Annotated in this window: 15 protein-coding genes and 2 pseudogenes; 8 read left to right on the top strand and 9 right to left on the bottom strand. The window is 71.9% G+C overall.

What is annotated here, in order from left to right; translation table 11 throughout:
* Positions 1-100 precede the first annotated feature (100 nt).
* Positions 101-676, top strand: a complete 576-nt coding sequence (locus AB0A97_RS24255) for a MarR family transcriptional regulator (protein ID WP_361153537.1) — start codon at positions 101-103, stop codon at positions 674-676.
* 7 nt (positions 677-683) lie between these two features.
* On the opposite strand, the pseudogene AB0A97_RS24250 reads toward AB0A97_RS24255, so the two are convergent.
* Positions 684-1,494: pseudogene (locus tag AB0A97_RS24250) on the bottom strand (type 1 glutamine amidotransferase).
* Positions 1,482-2,523 (bottom strand): annotated as a pseudogene (locus AB0A97_RS24245) (aldehyde dehydrogenase family protein); the annotation flags it as partial. The pseudogenes AB0A97_RS24245 and AB0A97_RS24250, both read right to left, overlap by 13 nt.
* A 164-nt stretch (positions 2,524-2,687) precedes the next feature.
* Between AB0A97_RS24245 and AB0A97_RS24240 the strand changes: the two are divergent.
* The 3 genes from AB0A97_RS24240 (at position 2,688) to AB0A97_RS24230 (ending at position 6,209) form a co-directional block, all read left to right on the top strand.
* Positions 2,688-4,328: an aldehyde dehydrogenase gene (locus AB0A97_RS24240; RefSeq protein ID WP_361153534.1), complete on the top strand. Its 1,641-nt coding sequence runs from the start codon at positions 2,688-2,690 to the stop codon at positions 4,326-4,328.
* A complete protein-coding gene (locus tag AB0A97_RS24235; protein WP_361153531.1) occupies positions 4,321-5,208 on the top strand; it encodes a catechol 1,2-dioxygenase in 888 nt (295 codons plus the stop codon). The genes AB0A97_RS24240 and AB0A97_RS24235 overlap by 8 nt, the downstream gene beginning before the upstream one ends.
* A gap of 119 nt (positions 5,209-5,327) precedes the next feature.
* Positions 5,328-6,209 (top strand): fumarylacetoacetate hydrolase family protein, encoded by an 882-nt coding sequence (locus AB0A97_RS24230; protein ID WP_361153529.1) that lies wholly within the window; start codon positions 5,328-5,330, stop codon positions 6,207-6,209.
* Positions 6,210-6,300: 91 nt separating this feature from the next.
* Here the strand turns inward: AB0A97_RS24230 and AB0A97_RS24225 are convergent, their stop codons facing one another.
* The 7 genes from AB0A97_RS24225 to AB0A97_RS24195 all read right to left on the bottom strand — a co-directional run bounded on the left by AB0A97_RS24225 (position 6,301) and on the right by AB0A97_RS24195 (position 13,778).
* Positions 6,301-7,806, bottom strand: coding sequence for a sodium:solute symporter family protein (locus AB0A97_RS24225; protein ID WP_361153527.1), 1,506 nt, complete (start codon positions 7,804-7,806; stop codon positions 6,301-6,303).
* A 32-nt stretch (positions 7,807-7,838) separates the two neighbouring features.
* On the bottom strand, positions 7,839-8,192 hold the full coding sequence (locus AB0A97_RS24220; protein WP_361153525.1) for a hypothetical protein: 354 nt from the start codon (positions 8,190-8,192) through the stop codon (positions 7,839-7,841).
* Positions 8,179-9,879, bottom strand: a complete 1,701-nt coding sequence (locus AB0A97_RS24215; protein WP_361153522.1) for an amidohydrolase — start codon at positions 9,877-9,879, stop codon at positions 8,179-8,181. Before AB0A97_RS24215 ends, AB0A97_RS24220 begins: the two co-directional genes overlap by 14 nt.
* 268 nt (positions 9,880-10,147) lie before the next feature.
* Entirely contained in the window at positions 10,148-11,092 is a 945-nt protein-coding gene (locus AB0A97_RS24210; RefSeq protein ID WP_361153519.1) for a TIGR03619 family F420-dependent LLM class oxidoreductase, read from the bottom strand.
* Positions 11,093-11,187: 95 nt separating this feature from the next.
* Positions 11,188-12,177 (bottom strand): hypothetical protein, encoded by a 990-nt coding sequence (locus AB0A97_RS24205; protein WP_361153516.1) that lies wholly within the window; start codon positions 12,175-12,177, stop codon positions 11,188-11,190.
* A gap of 71 nt (positions 12,178-12,248) precedes the next feature.
* A complete protein-coding gene (locus AB0A97_RS24200) occupies positions 12,249-12,740 on the bottom strand; it encodes a hypothetical protein (protein WP_361153513.1) in 492 nt (163 codons plus the stop codon).
* A gap of 129 nt (positions 12,741-12,869) precedes the next feature.
* Positions 12,870-13,778 (bottom strand): hypothetical protein, encoded by a 909-nt coding sequence (locus AB0A97_RS24195; RefSeq protein ID WP_361153510.1) that lies wholly within the window; start codon positions 13,776-13,778, stop codon positions 12,870-12,872.
* A 640-nt stretch (positions 13,779-14,418) separates the two neighbouring features.
* On the opposite strand from AB0A97_RS24195, the gene AB0A97_RS24190 reads away from it, so the two are divergent.
* Genes AB0A97_RS24190 through AB0A97_RS24175 form a run of 4 tightly spaced genes read left to right on the top strand, consistent with a single transcriptional unit; the run spans position 14,419 to position 17,571 of the window.
* Positions 14,419-15,420 (top strand): acyl-CoA dehydrogenase family protein, encoded by a 1,002-nt coding sequence (locus AB0A97_RS24190; protein WP_361153508.1) that lies wholly within the window; start codon positions 14,419-14,421, stop codon positions 15,418-15,420.
* Positions 15,417-16,208 (top strand): PIG-L family deacetylase, encoded by a 792-nt coding sequence (locus tag AB0A97_RS24185; RefSeq protein ID WP_361153505.1) that lies wholly within the window; start codon positions 15,417-15,419, stop codon positions 16,206-16,208. The genes AB0A97_RS24190 and AB0A97_RS24185 overlap by 4 nt, the downstream gene beginning before the upstream one ends.
* Positions 16,205-16,834: an SAM-dependent methyltransferase gene (locus AB0A97_RS24180; protein WP_361153502.1), complete on the top strand. Its 630-nt coding sequence runs from the start codon at positions 16,205-16,207 to the stop codon at positions 16,832-16,834. Before AB0A97_RS24185 ends, AB0A97_RS24180 begins: the two co-directional genes overlap by 4 nt.
* On the top strand, positions 16,831-17,571 hold the full coding sequence (locus tag AB0A97_RS24175) for a glycosyltransferase (protein ID WP_361153500.1): 741 nt from the start codon (positions 16,831-16,833) through the stop codon (positions 17,569-17,571). The genes AB0A97_RS24180 and AB0A97_RS24175 overlap by 4 nt, the downstream gene beginning before the upstream one ends.
* Positions 17,572-17,611: the final 40 nt, after the last annotated feature.

Below are 17,611 nucleotides of genomic sequence, written 5' to 3'. Positions count from 1 at the left end.
TTTGAGTCCGTAAGGATCGCGAACGGCAACGGTCTTACGGGGGCGCACGGAACGCGGCAGGGGATTGCCGGCGACGGCGAGAGACGTGGGAGAACACGACGTGACGGAGCACCGTTCCATCCGGGAGACCGAGAAGGCCGTACAGGCCAAACTGGGCGACACACCGATCCGGCACGTACAGATGGTCGCAGTGGCGAACATCTACCGCGCCGCCGCGGCCGTGCGTCAGCACTTCGAGAACTCCGTACTGCGGGGCGCCGAACTGTCCTGGACCTCGTTCGTCGTGCTGTGGGTCGTGTGGATCTGGGGCGAGACGGAGACCCGCCATGTGGCGGCGGAGGCGGGCATTTCCAAGGGCACCTTGACGGGGGTGTGCCGCACCCTCCAGAGCCGGGGCCTCCTCGAACGCAACAGCCACCCCTCCGACGGGCGCCTGGTGCTGCTGCGGCTGACGGACCGGGGCGAGCAACTGATGGCCGAGGTGTTTCCCGCCTTCAACGCGGAGGAGGTCTTCGTCTCCGACCGGCTGACCGACGAGGAGTGCAGGACACTGGCCGACCTGCTGCGGAAGATCGTGGTGCAGACGGAGGAGAACGGGGAGGAACGGCGGCTCGCCCTTCTCGACGGGGCCGACCCCCGTCCGCGACGCAGCGGACGCCGCCCCTCCCGGAGCTGAACCGCCCTCAGGGGAACCGCCCCCACGCCTCGGCCAACGCGTCGAACAGGCCCTGCTGGGCGGGATCGGCTGCCGCCGTGTCCTCGGGGTGCCACTGCACCGCCACGCGCCACGCGCGGCGGCCCGGCAGTTCGAGGGCTTCCACGGTGCCGTCCGCGGCGCGCCAGGTGACGGCGAGCCCTTCGCCCAGCCGGTCCGTGCACTGGTGGTGACAGCATGACACCTCCACCTTGTCGGTTTCCCCAGCCCAATCTCCAGCCCCAGCCAACAGGCACGGACACGGACACGGACACAGCCGCAGCCGCTGCTCTCGTCATCGCCCTCGCGACCGTCGAGCCCGCCGCGAGCGCGACATGGTGGATCAGGTGCCGGTGGTCGTGCCCCCGGCCGCCCCTGTCCTGGCGCAGCGTTCCGCCGAGGGCGACGTCGACGACCTGGAGCCCGCGGCAGACAGCCGGCAGCGGCAACCGGCTCGCCAGCGCGTACCGCGCCACCGCGAGATCGAACGCGTCCTGCTCCGCGTCGACGTCGTGGTCCCTGTCGTGGACCTCGGCGCCCGTGTCGTAGAGGTGCGGTGCCAGGTCACCGCCGCCCGGCAGCAGCACGCCGTCGCAGCGGGCCGGCCGCTCGTCCGCCACCTCCGGCAGGCCCGGATGCAGCACGAACGGTTCGCCGCCCGCGCGCGGCACAGCTTCCGACAGCGCCCGCGCGGTCACCGCGGCGCCGTACCGCAGCGACGAGGCCGAAGCGGAGCAACGCTGAGGGGGGCGACGAGGGGACGGGCGCCGTCGCGCGACGTGTTCACCACTGGGATCCATGTCGTCTTGAGCGCGGTGTTCTTCTCCAGCGCGTATACGGACTTGTCGCGCCCGTTGCCCGACTGCTTGTAACCGCCGAACTCTTCCCGGGCGAGCCGCATGTCCGGCGTGACCCGGTCGAAGACGGTCGGCTCCAGGTAGCTGCCGCCGAGTGCGCGGTCCAGGCGGGTGCCGCCGGTGCGCAACCGGGCGCCCGCCTCCCGTCCGGCTCGTACGTGGGCGAGTACGGAACGCGCGCGAGCCGCGCCTGCCACCGCGCCTGTCTCCAGGTCGGGTGCGTCGGGCAGCGCGATGTTCGGTGATTTGTCGCCCCGTTCGAGCCGGAGACGCTTGAGGTCGGAGTCGGCTGCAGGGCGCAGGAAGTGGCGTCCCACGGCCGTCGATCCGGTGAAGGCGAGGACGTCCACGTCCGGGTGCAGGCCGAGTGCGCGCCCCGCCAGGGGGCCGTCGCCCGCGACCACGTTGAGCACCCCCGGCGGCTGCCCCGCCTCGTCCGCGAGCCGGCCGAGGAGCAGCGCGGACAGCGGTGGCAGCTCGGGCAGCCGTGTCAGCTCGGACGGCTTCAGTACGGCCGTACAGCCGGCGGCGAGCGCAGGAGCGAGCTTCCAGGAGGCGGGCGAGAGCGGGGAGTTCCGGATGGTGCCAGTGGAACGTGGCGATGGCGGCGGGCAGCTCGATGCCGTACACCTCGCTGACCGGCTTACCGTTCTCCAGGCTGACGGCCAGGGCGAGGTCCGGCCGGTGCTCCTCGGTCAGGTCGGCGAGGCGCGGCAGGACCCGCCCGCGCGCGGCGGGGGAGAGACGGGGGCAGGGGCCCGCGTCGAAGGCGCGCCGGGCCGCGGGGACCGCCCGGTCGACCTCCCGCTCGCCGGCGCCCGCGACGACGGCCGGCTCACGGCCGTCGCGCGGGGACAGGGCGCGGAAGGTCGTGCCCGAGCCGTCCGCGCCCGCGGTGCGGTGGCGGGTGGGCGGCACCCGTCGGTCCGCCCGGCGCAGCCAGGTGTCGTGGCTGGTGTCACTGTCCGGCATGGGCATCTCTCCCGTCGCACCCGTCTCTTCCGCCTCTTTCGGGGCGAGGCTCCGGCGTGATGTTTGGGGTCAAATGATAGTCATGAGGGGCCGTCAGGGAAGGGGTTGACCGCCTGGAGCGGGGCCGCCTATTTTGTTTGGCCTCAAACGAATTGGAGGCTGTGATGGCTCGCCCCGCGCCCGCACCGGGCTCCCCGGCGCACCCGGCAGCCCCGGAACCGTCGGAGCGCCGGGACCGCCCGCACCCCACCGCCACCACGCCCGGAGGCACCGGCATCGCGTCCGGAGCCACCTCCGCCACCACCGGAGCCACCGCCCCGACCACCGGCTTCACCACCACGGTCGCCGGAGTTCCCGTCGACACCCGTCACTGGATCGGCGGCGAACGCCTCGCCTCCACCACCACCTTCACCGACCGCTCACCCCTCGACGGCACCCCACTCGCCGAGATCGCCCGGGGCGGCGCCGAGGAGGCACGGGCGGCCGTCGCCGCCGCCCGCGCCGCCTTCCCCGGCTGGGCCGCGACACCCCACCGGGAGCGCGCCCGGCTGCTGCACGCCGTCGCGGACGGCATCGAGGCACGCCTCGAAGACCTCGCCGCCGTCGAGACGGCGGACAACGGCGCGCTGCTGCGCTCCCACCGGCGCGGAGTGGTGCCCCGCGCGGCGCACAACCTCCGCTTCTTCGCCGACCGCCTGCTCGCCCTCGGCCACGACGACTTCGCGACCCATGGCCACACCAACCACGTGACCTGGGACCCGGCCGGCCCCGCCGCGCTCGTCACACCGTGGAACGCGCCGCTGATGCTGGCCACCTGGAAGATCGGCCCCGCGCTGGCCGCAGGTGACCCGGTGATCCTCAAACCCGCCGAATGGACCCCGCTCACCGCCTCGCTCCTCGCGGACATCGCCGCCGAGGCCGGGCTGCCCCCGGGGGTTCTCAACGTCCTCCAGGGGTACGGGGACGAGGCCGGCGCGCCCCTCGTGTCCGACCCGGACGTGCGCCGCATCAGCTTCACGGGCTCCGTGCCCACGGCGCGGCGGATCGCCCGTGCCGCGGCCGCGAACCTGGTGCCCACCAGCTTCGAACTCGGCGGCAAGTCGCCCCTGCTCGTCTTCGCGGACGCCGACCTCGACCTGGCCGCCGACCTGGCCGTCGAGCAGTACGACAACGCGGGCCAGGTCTGTCTGGCCGCGACCCGGCTGCTCGTCGAGGACTCCGTACGGGACGCCTTCCTGGAGCGCTTCACCGACCGGGCCCGGGCCCTCGTCCAGGGCGACCCGCGCGAGGAGCCCACCGGCATCGGCCCCCTCGTCCACCCCCGGCACCTGGAACGGGTCGACGGCTTCGTCCGGCGCGCACTGGCCGAAGGCGCCACCGCGCTCCTCGGCGGCGGCCCGCACACCGAACTGAACGAGCGGACCGGCGGCACGTACTACCGGCCGACGCTGCTGACCGACGTCGCGCAGGACTCCGAGATCGTGCAGGAGGAGATCTTCGGCCCCGTACTCACCCTCCAGAGCTTCAGCACCGAGGACGAGGCCGTGGCCCTGGCCAACGACACCCGCTACGGGCTGGCCGCCACCCTGGCCACCGGGGACCGCGAGCGCGCGGCCCGTGTCGGCGCGCGGCTCGTCGCCGGGACGGTCTGGATCAACTGCTTCGTCGTCCGTGACCTCGCCGCGCCCTTCGGCGGCTCCCGCGAGTCCGGCACGGGGCGCGAGGGCGGCGACTGGAGCTTCGACTTCTACTGCGACCTCAAGAACACCGTCACGGCACCGAAGGGATGGCAGCGCCATGGGTGAGATCGTCGGCGCCGGTCTTCTCGCCCACGTCCCCACCATCGTCCTGCCCGAAGCCGGCCGGCGGGAGCTCAACCGGGGACGGGAGGTCAGCCTCGTACCGGGACTGCGCAGACTGCGCCGGGACGTCTTCGAGGCCCTCGACTACGACACGGTCGTCGTTCTGGACTCGCACTGGGCGACCACCGTCGAATTCGTCGTCGCCGCGCAGGACAGGCGGGCAGGGCTCTACACCTCGGACGAACTGCCACGCGGCATGTGCCGCATACCCTACGACTTCCCCGGCGACCCCGAACTCGCCCGGGCCGCCGCCGCTTTCGCCGGCCGGCACGGTACCTGGATCACTCCGATCGACGACCCCTGCCTGCCGGTCCACTACGCCACCGTCAACCTCTGGACGTACCTCGGCCGGGGGCTGCCCCACAAACGGTGGATCTCCGTAGGGGTGTGCCAGACCGGGGACGACGAGGACCACCTCCGGCTCGGCCGCGCGCTAGCCGACGGCATCGCCGCACTGCCGGACCGCAAGGTGCTGCTGACCGCCTCCGGCGCGCTGTCCCACACCTTCTGGCCGCTGCGCGAACTGCGCGACCACGAAGCGAGCGATCCCGCGCACCTCCGCACCCCCGAGGCGCGCGCCGCCGACGAGCAGCGGATCGCATGGTTCCTGCGCGGCGACCACGCCCGCGTGCTGCGCACCATGCCGGAGTTCGCCGCCCACCGGCCCGAAGCGGGCTTCGGGCACTACCTGATGCTGGCGGGCGCCCTGGGCGAGGACCGCCTGACCGCACCCGCGCGCGCCTACAGCGCGTACGAGAACTCGATCGGAACGGGACAGATCCACCTGTGGTTCGACCGCCCGGCAGACGGCTGGACCGGGTAAGGGCGCTTCCGGAGGGCGCCGTGCCCGGAAGGGGCGCGGGGAACGGCGCGACGAGCCACCACGTCCCCGCACCGCGCGACGCACCAACAGGGCACCCCGTGCCCGGAAACGGAGGCGCCATGAACGCAGCACGCACTCCTGGTCAGGACGGAACCCGCGAATACCGCCGCATCCTGCTCGACGGCGCCGTCGTCCACGTCGTACGGGAGGGCGAAGCCCTCATCGCAGGCGACGGCCGCCGCGTGCAGGCGGCCGCCGCCCGGCACCTGCCACCCGTACAGCCCTCGAAAGTGATCGCGGTGCACCTCAACCACCGCAGCAGAGTCGACGAGTTCCAGGCCTCGCTGCCCCCCGCACCCACGTACTTCCACAAGCCCGTCTCCGCACTCAACGCGCACGGGGGAGCGGTGGTGCGCCCCGAAGGCTGCCAGTACCTCAACTACGAGGGCGAGATCGCGCTCGTCATCGGCCGCGTGTGCCGCAACGTCGCACCGGACGACGCCGGCCACCACATCGCCGGATACACCGTCGCCAACGACTACGGCCTGCACGACTTCCGCGACACCGACGCCGGTTCGATGCTCCGGGTCAAGGGCTCCGACACACTCTGCCCCCTGGGCCCCGGGCTGGTGACGGGGTGGGACTTCCGCGGCAAGTACCTGCGTACGTACGTCAACGGCGAGCTGGCGCAGGACGGTTCCACCGACGAGATGACGTGGGACATGCACTACCTCGTCGCCGACATCGCCCGGACCATCACCCTCGTCCCCGGCGACGTCCTCCTCACGGGCACGCCCGCGCATTCACGCCCCGTCCGGCCGGGTGACGTCGTGGAGGTCGAGGCGGAGGGTCTGGGGCGGCTGACCAACCACATCGTGGCGGGCCCGACACCCGTCCGGGACGACTGCGGTGCACAGCCGACGGCCTCGGAGGAGGTCTTGTCCACGGCCCTCGGCGGCGACTGGGAACACCGCGGCACCCGACCCCCTCGCCGGTCCTAGACCTCCTCGCCGGTCCTGGGCCTCCTCGCCGGTCCTGGGCCTCCTCGACAGTCCTAAGCATTCCCGCTGTTCTGCAGCCTCCCCGCCCTTCCTAGACCCCCTCGGCGGCCCTGCCCCGCGTCACCGGCGTACCGGACACGGAGGTGGCGGTGAACAGCCCGGCGACCCGCCGCCTCTCCGCCGTACTCTGCGGGAGCAGGCACGCACACGCGACGTACACCGCGAGGTTGACGGCCAGACCCACGATCCCCGAGGTCAGGCCGTTCAGCCAGGGAATGAAGGTGGGGTAGACCGCCGAGAGCCCGGCGGCGGTGACGAAGCCGGACACGGTCCCGGCGACCGTGCCGGTGCGATTGCCGCGCTTCCAGAAGAGGCCGAGGAACTGCGGGACGGCGAGCTGCACCACCCCCTGGTACGCCATGATCGACAGCGTGATGAGGTTGCTGAGCCCGATGTTGGCGACCAGTGCGGCGGCCACCGTGTAGACGGCGATGGACACCTTCGCCGCCAGCAGCCGCCCCTTGTCGTCCATCGGCCGGTACACGGCCACCAGGTCGTTGGAGATGAGCGTGCCCACGGACTGGAGCACCCCATCGGCCATACCGATCTGCGCGGCCAGGACGCACAGGGCGATCGCGATGATGACCCACGGGCCGCCGATGTGCTGCGCCAGGGTGAACAGGGCGCGGTCGGGGTCGTCGGAGACACCGGGCAACGTCCCGGACAGCAGCGCGGCGGTCAGCAGCAGCCCGGCGAAGACGAGCGAGGCCGGCATCACGAACACGGCGGAGCGTTTGACGCTCCGTACCCCGTCCGCGGTGAAGAGCCGGACGAACATCCCCGACAGACACCAGCCGCCCACCGATCCGGTGAAGGTCAGGGCGAAGAGATAGAGCCCGCCGCTGTCGCCACCCGTCGGCAGCGTCAGCCGCTCCAGGGGCAGCCGCGCGAATCCGTGACCGTGTACGGCCAGGTAGACGATCAGCCCCACCAGCAGGACCGACCCGAAGACGTACGCGATCATGCCCTGGTAGAAGTCCGTGACGACCACGCCGCGCATGCCCATGCGCACCGTCCAGAACTGGCGGGCCACCAGGACCAGCACCCCCGCGAGCACCGACTGGGAGTAGCTGAGGTGCCCGAAGGAGATGTAGTAGAAGATCAGCCCCATGGCCTGCATCCCGAGCACGGTCATCGGGAAGTTGACCAAGACCTGGATCAGCGCGGGCACGGTGCGCGAAGCCGTTCCGCCGTAGCGCAGCCCGAACAGGTCGGACTGGGTGCGCAGCCCGTGCCGCTCGCCCCACATCCACACCCGCCGGGACATCAGATACATCAGCAGGTAGGCGAACAGGCCGTAGACCAGCAGATGGAAGCCGATCACCCCGCTGCCCGCCGCCATGCCCGCGTCGGCGACGAAGACCGAGCCGGGAAACCAGGTGTTGAGGACCGACATGGTCTGATAGCCGCTGCCGAAGCTGCGGCCGCCGACGGCGTAGTCGGTGAAGTCGGCGTCACGCCTGCGGTGCACGTACAGCGTGCAGAGCACTCCGCAGAAGAAGAGCACCACCATGCCGTAGCCGAGGAACACATTCACTGGGACGAGCCCCTCTCCGTGCCGAGGAGGTGTCAGTCGATCTCGCCGCGGGCCGACTCGACACCGTACAGGACGACGACGCCTGCCGAGATGTGCGCGCCGAGGGCGAGGAAGTAGCAGACGGACAGCGGGATTCCGGTTCCGCTCTGGAACCGCGGATCGCCCGCGGCCCAGTACACCGGCGGTGCCAGCGCCAGTACGGCGTCGAGTGCGAACCAGCAGCCGAACAGGGTCCGTTTCCGCCGCGGGGAGAGGGCTACGGCCCAGCGGGCGAAGCGGCCGGACAGCACCCCGGCGAACCACCGGGCGGCTTGCGGGACGGACCGCCGGGTGGACCGCTGGCCGGGCGTCCGGGCGGCCGGTCGCACGGAATCACCGGGTGTCATGGACGATCTCCCCGTCGAAAACCGTCGCCGCCACCGGCATCGCCGCGATCTCGTGCGGATCCGCGTGCGCGAGATCACCGTCCACGACGCAGATGTCGGCCACCTTGCCGGGCTCCAGCGTCCCCTTCCAGCTCTCCGCGAAGTCCTGCCATGCGGCGTTCGAGGTGTACGCGCGGATCGCGGTCTCCAGGTCGACGCACTGCTCGGGGCCGCTCTGCCGCCCGCTCGCCTTCGCCTCCCGCAGCATCATCGAGGCCACGCCCCGGCGCCAGTCGGGGTAGGTGATGGGCGCGTCCGAGCTGGCGGTGACCGGGATGCCGGCCGCCACGGCACTGCGTACGGGCCACTGGTACGCGGAGCGCTCGGGCCCCACGATCGCGTCCATCGCATCCGCGGTGGCGTCCTTGACCCCGGGGTTCATGTTGATGCCCCAGCCGTGCTCGGCGAGGGTGGCGAGCGAGCGGGCCGAGGCGAAGTCGCCGTGGATGACGTAGTGGCGTGCGTCCGGGCGCGGGGTCTCGGCCTGTGCCGCCTCGAAGGCTTCGACGACCGCGTCGATGCCGTGGTCCCCGGTGATGTGCACGCCGAGTTGGTGGCCCGCGGCGTGGGCGTACCGCACGATCGCGTTCAGCTCCTCGACCCGCTGGGCGTCGCTGTGGCCGTGCAGACAGAGACTGCCGTACCCGCCGCCCTCGTACTCCTCGTGCATCCAGGCCGTACGGCTCGGCGGAATACCGTCCGCGAACAGCTTGACGCCGAGTACGCGCAGCCGCCGCGGGTCGGCCGCCGCGCACACCCCTTCCAACTGGGCCAGCCGGTCCGGCAGGTGCCGTGCCGCGCCGCCCATCTCCAGGGGGAGCAGCAGCACGCTGACCCGCGCCCGCAGCTCACCGGCCGCCTCCAGACGCGCGTACACGTTGAGCGTCCCGGTGTCCGCGACCCCCAGGAAGAGCGAGGTGCCGCCCGGGCCGAGCCCCGGCTCGGTGAAGCTGGTGATGCCCTCGGCGTGGCAGACCGCGATCGCGGCGCGGACGGCGGCCTCGCGCGCGGCGTCGTCCATCAGCGGGACCACGGCGTTCACCAGGTCCTGCGCGCCCTCACGGAGGATGCCCGTCGGGGTGCCTTCGGCGTCGGTCTCGATGACACCGCCGGGCGGTACCGGCGTGGTGGCGGTGATGCCCGCGGCCTCCAGGGCACGGGAGTTGAGCCAGGACGTGTGCCCGGAGAACTCGTACAGCAGCACGGGGTGTTCCGGCGACACCTCGTCCAGGTCCTGGCGCCGTAAGGTACGGCCCGGATCGGCCAGACACTCCTTGAGATAGCCGGTGTCCCACCCGTTGCCGAATATCCAGTGGCCCGGCGGAAGGTCACCGGCCCGCCGGCGCACGGCCTCGCGTACGCCGGCGATCGACGAGACGGCGGGCCAGGCGACGTCCAGCGCGAGTGGCGGCCGGGTGGCGCCGAAGGCGGCGGCGTGCAGATGGGAGTCGTTGATCCCGGGGAGCGCGGTGCGCCCTTCGAGGTCGATGACCTCGGTACCGGGGCCGACGAGCGCACGGATCTCGGCGGTGCTCCCGGTCGCGGCGATCAGACCGTCGCGCACGGCGACGGCCTGCACGCTGCGGAACGCGGCATCGACGGTCAGCACGGTGCCGTTGACCAGCACGAGGTCTGCGGGTCCGGGCATGGAAGACCCCTTTCCGTCCGGTTTCCGTCCGGTGTCGTTTGGGCCCAAACATAAGCCCGGGAGCTGTCCCCGGTGCAAGAGGGGTGCACCGATTGCCGGTACCGGCTCGCGGGGGAGCGGCGGCGCGGCGTCGCGGCATTGCCCGGTGGGGGCTCCCGCTGCATCGCCGGGGGCTTCCCACGGCATCGCCGGGTGGGAGTTCCCGCCGCATCGCCGGGTGAGGGCTCGCGCCCCGCCGGGTGAGGGCTCGCGCTCCGCCGCCATCGCGTCACCCGGTGAGCCGCTCCACCCGCCGCAGCACCTCGCGGCAGAAGTCCCCGACGCCCTCCGGATCGTCCGTGAACTGTGACGGCTTGATGCAGAAGGTCGTGAAGCCCTGCTCCATCTGCTCCGGTACGGCCTCCAGCGCTCGGCCGAGGTCGGCCACCGACGTCCCGTCGGGGAAGACGGCACGTGTCCCGCCGACCATCTCCAGCCCGGACATGTCGCGCCCCGCCTCCGCCATCGCCGCGCGCAGCTTCTCCAGCTCGCCCGGCACGGGGCGCCCCAGCGGGTTGAAGCCGTGGCCGTACGTCACCAGGCGCCGCAGCACCGCACCGTGCAGCGACGAGCCGCCGAACCACAGCTCCGGACCGCCCGCGCGGTACGGCTTCGGCTCCAGCCAGGCCTCGCGGAAGCGGTAGTGCTCGCCCTCGAAGGTGGCGGGGCCGGGCCGCCAGAGCAGCTTCCAGGCAGCCAGGTGCTCGTCGAGCAGCCGGCCGCGCCGCGCGAACGGAACCTGGAGCGCGGCGTATTCGTCCTCGCTCCAGCTCACCGTCGGCAGGACGACAAGTCGGCCCTCGCTCAGGAGGTCGAGTGTGGCCAGCTCCTTGGCCAGGAGGAGCGGGTGACGCAGCGGGGCCAGTACGGCCGCGGCGGCGAGCCGGATCCGTTCGGTGACGGCTGCCATGGCGGAGAGCAGGACGACGGAACTGGGCCACGGCGTGTCCGGGGCCTGGTTCCCCGGCAGGGCGTACTCGCGCGGGTTGGGCATCGGGCCCTTGGCGCCGGAGTCCGGACCGAGCACGACGTGCTCGCTGAGCATGACCGAGTCGAACCCGGCGTCCTCCGCCTCGCGGGCCCAGCGCACCAGGGCGCCGAGGTCGCACCGGCCGCCGGTCATGGTCCAGTTCTCGGTCAGTACGAGCGTCATGCGGGGGTGGGGCTTGGTCATCCGGACTCCCGGCCGTGTTCACGTTCGCGGAGTATTGTTTGACCCCAAACGATATGCCGGTCCGTCGCCTTCCTCAAGACCCTGAAGCGCGCGGGCTACGCCACCGGAGGGGACGCGGGAGACGCCAGCGAAGCCGTCACGGCCACCGGCATCGACCGCCCCAGCCCGCGCAGCCCCTCCACCACCATCTCCACCAGCCACACCGCGATGTCAGGCGACCACTCCCGCGTACGGCAGTCCCAGCGCATCACCTCACGCATCCCCACGGTGTGCACCCCACCGTCGAGATCGAGGTCCAGCCCCGGCAGCCCCGGCAGAGCACCTCGGTGCCCGGAGCCGGGGAAGCCGGCGGGCCCGGAGGAGCCCGCGGGCACGGAGAAGTCCACGGTCCCCTGCGCCATCTCCCGTACCGCCTCGCACACGGCCTCGGCGTCGCCCGCGCTCATCTCACCGTCGTCCACCCGGCGGTTGCCCACCCCACCGTGTTCCGCCCCGCCGCGATCCACCCTGCCGTGATCCATCCCGCCCGTACCGGTACGGCAGGAAACGGTGACCACCACCTCGTGCCGGGCGTCCGGGTCCGCCAGGCCGAACCACGGCACCAACTCGGTCAGGTGGAAAGCCGTGTTCCGCTCGACCGCCGCAAGCGGCAGCACGGCATGCACACCGGTGAACGCCATCGTGCCCACGCGCGTGAGCGCCTCGGTCAGCACCAGGGAGATCGGCCGGAGGGGGAGCCCCGGACGCGGAGAATCCGTGAGGATCCCGGCCTGCAACCAGCCGAGCTGGTGGACTCCGCCGTCCTGCGTCCAATCACCGCCGACCTCCTCGTGCGCCCACGCGGTGGGCTCGTGAGCGGCCGTGGTCTTCCCGTCCTCGGTCAGCCAGCTGCTCACGGTCTGCCAGCCGTACGCACCGGCCCGGTCGACCACGGAGCCGAGCACGTCCTCCTCGACAGAGCCTTCGGCCTCTTCAGCCCCTTCGGCACTGCCGGCGCCTTCGTCGTCCCGCTCGACCACTCGGTCGAACCACGGGAAGGGCGTGAGGGTCCCGTGCAGGCCAACGATCACGGTGGGGGACAGCACATGCGCTCCAAACGAACGAAAAGAACAAGCGGCGCCGGAGGGTACCCTCCGGCGCCGCTGTCAGCGTTCGATCACGTGCCGCAGTACAGCGTCTGCGGGTCGGTGATCTTCTTGTAGGCGTCGTCCGGGTACCCGACGAGATCGACGTCGATGATGCTGCGGAAGGTGTGCTTCTGTATCAGGTTCGTGCACTTCCACGCCGCCGCCGTGCGCTTGTTGCTCCCGCCGCCGGGCCAGACGGTCTTGTCGTTCTTCTTCAGGGTCTTCCAGCCCGACCCGGTCTTGACCTGGAGCCAGACCGTGACCTTGGCCTTGGCCCGCGGCCCGCGCAGCAGCTTCCACCAGCCGTGCGCGTTGATGTTTCCCTGCACCGTGTGCGAGTAGTGAACCCGGTCGCCCAGGGTCTGGAAGGCACCGACCCCGGTGGCGGCGCGGGCGGAATCGCTGCTGTAGGTGCTGAGGTCCTGCGCGGTGCCGGCGCTGTCGGCCTGCGCCGGGACAGCCATGCCGACAGCGAGCAGACCGGCCAGGGCGGCGGACGCCACCCCTGTACGGATACGCACGTGAAGTTCCCCCTCGACGTCGAACCGTGTCACATCCGAAGCACGGCCCGACTGCTTTTTCGGTTGTGACAGTCGACCGTGATCATAAGCCCTCGCGCCAGTCCTGTGTCACTCATGACCGGAACCGCCCTACGCGGTCTTGGAGCACCGTTTGGGAAGCTTGGGGAAGGACGTGGTCCGCGCGGCTCCGCCCGCGGGGCGGCGGTCGATCAGCTTGGGCCGACCGCTGAGGACGTCGGTCATCTTCAGGCCCAGCGTGGCAAGCCCCGGGTGGTGGAAGTTCACGCCTCCGACCACTACGCCGTACTTGTCCTTGAGGATGGCCTGCGGGCCGTTGGGGCCGGACGCCGGGACCGGGCGGTTGGTCAGCTCCACCGTCATGCCCCCGTCGGGCAGTACCGAGGCGATGGTCTTGGTGGCGGTGCACGCGTCGATGTCCGCCGGACCGACGTACGAGGCGATACCGCCGCCCAGGTCCAGGACGGCCCATACACTGCCGCCCCGGAAGACCCCGTACGTCCTGTCCCGGGCCGCCTCCACGGTGCCGAGCACCCGTCCGCCGCGCGAGAACTCGGCCTTGTGGTGCTGGTCGCCGAGGGGACGCACCTTGAAGACGGTCTCTTCGTCGGCGAGCTTCGCCGTGTGCGCGCCGTGTCCCTGGGACATCCGCTGGATCCAGGACACGACGTTGCCGTCGCTGTCCAGGGCGGTGTACATCCCGTTGAGGCTGCCCGCGGCGTACGGCCGGTCCGGACGGGCCTCGATGGAGCCGAAGGACACCCCGTCCGCGAAGCCTTCCGCGCGGTAGTGGTGGTCACCGAGCTTGTAGACCTTCGCGACGGAACCGCCGTCGGCCAGGTCGACCGAGCGGACGTACTGGCCGCCGTCCTGCCCCGTACCGCGGAGCCGGCACCGGTCGTCGGGTGCGGCGCGCCGGCTGCGAGGGCTCCCGCCGCGGGCGCGAGCACCGCCAGGACCGTCACCGCGGCGGTCGCGGCCAGACGGAAACCACCGCGCAGGGGTGAACTGCTTCGACATGCGTGACTCCACTGATCGAGTTCGGTGAGCAGGGCTGTGGGACTTGTGGGCTGGAGGAAGGGTGCGCCTCCGGCAGGAGAAAGCCAGGAGGCGGGTGTGCCCGCTCTCCGACGATCACGTAACGGAACTCCGGAGGAACAGCACCGGATGTCCAACAAACGGAACCCATCTCATCGCATGTCCCGCTTGGGTTCGCAGGGGCTCCACCAGCTGCTGCACACCGCTGACCGGCCACTCGTCGGCACCGCGGCGAGCGGGCACAGGACAGGGACGCCCCGAAACGCCGGTGGGCCGGAAACCGGGGGGCCCTTACCGGACCAGGCACCTGGGCCCCCGCCCGAGTAGGCGGTCGGCCCTCGTTGCTGGTGCCGGAGACGAACTGCGGGCGATGGACACCGGCCTTCCGCCACCCGCAGAAGAATCGGACGGCCCCGTAATCGCCGGGAAGCGTCAGCGCACATCTGCGCAGCCGCCGGCACAGAAGTGGCCCGAGCGACAACGCCGTATAAGAGACCCCGCACGGGGTATTCGGGATCGAACCGGCCCGGCACGAGAGTGCAGGCCGTAACCGTTTCCGGAAGGCGACAGCCGAGCCGGTAAAGCTGCGCGAAAGGTCGGACCAGAAGTGACTGCGGGAATTATGGGAACCGCTGGAGAGGAAACCGGACTCGTCCCGGACGCCGAGGAATTGCGGCGATCGGTGGCCGCCCGGTTCCGTACCTGGGTGGACACCGAAGCCCACGACCTGCCGCTGCCGGGAGCCGGACGGACCCAGGACCGCTTCGCCGCCCTGTACGCGCTCGGCCGCGCCGACCTGTCACTGGCCCGCCTGGCCGAGGGGCACGCCGACGCCACGGCCATCCTGCGGGAACTGGGCTCCGCCCCGCCCGGACCGGGGGAGTACTGGGGTGTATGGGCCGCCCAGCCACCGAACACCGGCCTCCTCGCCCGTGAGGAGGGCGACCAGTGGCTCCTGGACGGGCACAAGGCATACTGCTCCGGCGCCCACTCGTGCACCCACGCCCTGGTCACCGCCGACACCCCGCACGGACGCCGGCTGTTCGCCGTACGCACCGACCACCCCGGGTACGCGCCACTGGAGGGCACCTGGCAGGCCATCGGGATGGCCGGAAGCGACACCCCCGACGTGCGTTTCACGGCGGTGCCGGCCCGGCCCGTCGGTGCCGTGGGGGCCTACCTGGACCGGCCGGGCTTCCAGCACGGCGGCATCGGGGTCGCCGCCTGCTGGCTCGGCGGTGCGCGGGCCGTCGCCGACACCTTCCAGTCATCCGCCGGCACCCCGGACCCGCTGACCGCCGCGCACCTGGGCGCGGTGGACACGGCGCTGCACGGCGCGCACAGCGTGCTGCGGCAGGCGGCCCAGGCCATCGACGCCGACCCGTCGGACACCTCGGGCACCGCCCGGCTGCGCAGCCTGCGCGTCAGGGCGATCACGGAGCAGGCATGCCGCGACGTCCTGGACAGGGTCGGGCGGGCGACCGGCGCGGGCCCGCTGTGCCACGACCCGCGCCATGCCCGTAACGTCGCCGATTTGACGGTTTACATCCGCCAACACCACGCCGACCGCAACCTCGCCGAACTCGGCGCCCTCGTGGCGCAGGAAGCCGGGTCGCGACGATGACCGAGACCTTCGACCGCGAGACGGCCGCCGCGGCCATCGAGGCACCCGGCACCCCGGAGGAGCACTGGGCCGCCTGGGACGGCCTGGCACGGCTGCCCGCCGTACCGCCGCCGTCCGGGCCGGTCGTGGTGGTCGCCGCCCACCCCGACGACGAGGTCCTCGGCTTCGGCGGCACGATGGCGCAGCTCACCGGCGCGATCCACCTCGTCACCGTCACCGACGGGGAAGGCTCGCACCCGCACCTTCCCGCGGGCCGGATCGCCGCACTGCGGGCCGCCGAACTCGAACACGCGCTCGGCGCCCTCGCCCCGCGCGCATACCGTACGCACCGGCTGCACATCCCCGACACGGACGTCGGCGCCCATGAGAGACGGCTGACACGTCAGCTCGCCATGGTGCTGCGGCAGACCGGGGCCCGGCTGTGCGTCGCACCGTTCACCGGCGACCTGCACGCCGACCACGAGGCAGCCGGACGTGCCGCGGCCGCCGCTGCCCGGCAGACCGGCACACCGTGCTGGCACTACCCGATATGGATGTGGCACTGGGCCTCGCCCGGCGACCCACGCGTGCCCTGGTCCACGGCCCGCCGCCTGCCCCTGCCCTCTTGGGCGCAGGCCCGCAAACAGGCAGCGATCCACCACTTCACCAGCCAGATCACCCCGTTCAACCTCGACACGGACACGGGCACGGACACCAAGGCCAAGGCCGACCCCGCCCCCGACACCGTGATCCTCCCTCCCGCCGAACTCGCCCACCACACCCGCCCCTTCGAGACGGTTTTCATATGAGCACCAGCCAGGCAACGCCGCCGTCCTACTTCACAGGCATGTACGCCCACTCCGCCGACCCCTGGCACTTGGCGGACCGGTGGTACGAACAGCGCAAGTACGCACTGACCGTCGCCGCGCTGCCCCGCCGCCGCTACCGCCGGGCCTTCGAGCCGGGCTGCTCCGTCGGCGTCCTGACCCGGCTCCTGGCCGGACGGTGCGACGAAGTACTGGCCACCGACCGGGTGCCGGCAGCTGTCCGTGCGGCCGCCGCCCGCAACCATGACCAGTCGCACGTCCACGTACGCCCCCTGGCGATTCCGGACCAGTGGCCCGAAGGGACCTTCGACCTCATCGTCCTCTCGGAACTGCTCTACTACTTCGACGACGCCACCCTGCACACAGTGCTCCAGCGGACCGTCGACAGTCTTCAGCCCGGCGCGACCCTCGTCACCGTGCACTGGAACCACCCGGCCGACGAACACCTGCGTACCGGAGCCCAGCTCGCCCCACTGCTCACCGCCGTACCCGAACTCGCCCCCGTCACCCGGCTGGACGACACCGACTTCGTACTGCAGACCTTCACCAGGCGTCTGCCCGACGGCAGCACCACGCCCACTCCCGCGGCAGCCGAGGGGCTGGTGTGAACCACCCGTCCCTGCCTCCCACCGCCCTCGTGGTCGCCGTCCCGGCCCACAACGAAGCAGCGGCCCTGCCCGCCGCCCTCCGCGCCCTGCACACCGCCACTCAGCACCCCCGGTTGCTCGCCCGCAACCTGCCGGTGGTCACCGTTGTCGCCGCCGACACCTGCTTCGACGACACCGCCGCTCTCGCTCGTCACCACGGCGCCCACGTCGTTCAGCTCACCCGGCGCAACGTCGGCGCGGCCCGGGCCGCGGCCGTCGCGCACGGCCTCGAACTGCTGGGGCCCGCCGCGGAACGGGCCTGGATCGCCACGACCGACGCCGACACCGTCGTTCCCGCCACCTGGCTGACCTACCAGGTCGAGCAGGCCGTCGCCGGGTGGGACTGCGTACTGGGCACCATACGCATCGCCCCCCACCCCTCCCTCAGCACCGCCACTGCCCAGCACCACCACACCCTCTACTTCGCCGGACGCCCCGAACGCAGCCGCGCCTGGAACCACCCCCACGTACACGGCGCCAACCTGGGCGTCGCAGCCCGCGCCTACCATCGGGCCCACGGCTTCCCGGCCCTCACCCACAGCGAGGACCACGCGCTGGCAACCGCGTTGCAACGCACCGGCGCCCGCATCCTCAGAACCGACCACTGCCCGGTCCTCACCTCCGGACGCACCACCCCCCGGGCCCCCCACGGATTCGGCACCTACCTGCAGAACCTGACCCCGTCCCCAGCCACCTGACCTCACCCCCCAGTCATCTGAGACCGACCACCGCCCCCTG

The sequence above is a fragment of the Streptomyces sp. NPDC045470 genome (assembly GCF_040646595.1).
Taxonomy (GTDB): Bacteria; Actinomycetota; Actinomycetes; order Streptomycetales; family Streptomycetaceae; genus Streptomyces.
Note: the sequence above shows the minus strand (reverse complement) of the source record. Positions and strands in the feature narration are given on the sequence as shown.